General features: G+C 68.8%; 1 protein-coding gene. It reads right to left on the bottom strand.

What is annotated here, in order from left to right; translation table 11 throughout:
* On the bottom strand, window positions 1–1424 hold a 1424-nt coding region (locus tag AAAX34_RS09390), incomplete at both ends, for a sugar nucleotide-binding protein (protein ID WP_349111067.1).

Raw genomic sequence — 1424 nt, 5'->3', positions numbered from 1 at the left:
TCCTCCCAGTCGGGCATGTGGAAGCCGGCAGCCTCGAGCTTGGACAGGTCGAGCGCGGAGTGGACCGGGCGCGGGGCGACGGGGCCCTCGGCGCTCGCGTAGTAGTCGGCGGTCGATACCGGCACGACCCTGTCCCCGTTGCCGTTGGCGGCCTCGAAGACGGCGCGGGCGATATCGGCCCAGGACTTGACGGTGCCGGAGCCGGTGCAGTCGTAGGTGCCGTAGGGGGCGTGCGTCCCCAGCACGTGGAAGATGGCCTCGGCCATGTCGCGCGTGAAGGTCAGGCGGCCCAGCTGGTCGTCAACGACCGTGACCTGCTCGAGCCCGTCCTCGGGGTCGGCGACGCGGTCGGACAGGCCCTTCATCGTCTTGACGAAGTTGCGGCCCTCGCCGATGACCCAGCTGGAGCGCATGATGTAGTGGCGCGGGCACCCGGCCACGGCGATGTCGCCGGCGGCCTTGGTCTGGCCGTAGACGGACAGCGGGCTGAGGGGCTCGTCCTCGTCATGCACCTCGGCGGTGCCGTCGAAGACGTAGTCGCTGGACACGTGGACGAGGGTGATCCCGTGATCAGAGCATGTGCGGGCGAGGAGGGCGGGGCCGGTCGCGTTGGCCTTCCAGGCGGTCGCGCGGCCCTCGGCGGTCTCCGCCCTATCCACGGCGGTGTAGGCGCCGCAGTTGATCACGGTGCCGTAGAGCGACCAGTCGTACTGTGTGTAGGCGTCCGGGTCTGACATATCGAAGGTGTCGATGTCGCAGAAGTCGAAGTCCTTGGCGACGCCGCGCTCCTCCGCCAGCCTGCGCACAGCATGGCCCAGCTGGCCGTCGCAGCCGGTGACGAGGGTGCGCCTGGGCGCCATTGGGACGACGTCCTTCAGCATCGGGTGGTTGAGGTCGGCCTCGGAGACGGTGGCCTCGTCGAGCGGGATGGGCCACTGGATGGCGAGCTCCGGGTCGGCGAGGTTCACGAAGGTGTAGGTCCTCTTGAGCTCCAGCGACCAGTGGGCGTCCACCAGGTAGGTGTAGGCGGTGCCGTCCTCGAGCGCCTGGAAGGAGTTGCCCACGCCGCGCGGGACGTAGATGGCCCTGCTCGGGTCGAGCGTGCAGGTGAACACCTTGCCGAAGGTCTCGCTGCCCTCGCGCAGGTCCACCCATGCGCCGAATACGCTGCCGCGGGCCACGGAGATGAACTTGTCCCAGGGCTCGGCGTGGATGCCGCGGGTGACGCCGCGGCTGTCGTTGTAGGAGACGTTGTTCTGGACGACCTTGAGGTCGGGGATGCCCAGGGCGGTCATCTTGGCGCGCTGCCAGTTCTCCTTGAACCAGCCGCGCGAGTCGCCGTGGACGGCGAGGTCGACGACCTTCAGGCCCCCGATGCCGGTCTCGGCGACGGAGAGGTCCTTCTCGAATGCGATGTCTGCCAT

The sequence above is a fragment of the Collinsella sp. CLA-ER-H4 genome, assembly GCF_040092395.1.
In the GTDB taxonomy this organism is placed as follows: Bacteria; Actinomycetota; Coriobacteriia; order Coriobacteriales; family Coriobacteriaceae; genus Collinsella.
This window is presented reverse-complemented; position numbering and strand designations above follow the sequence as displayed.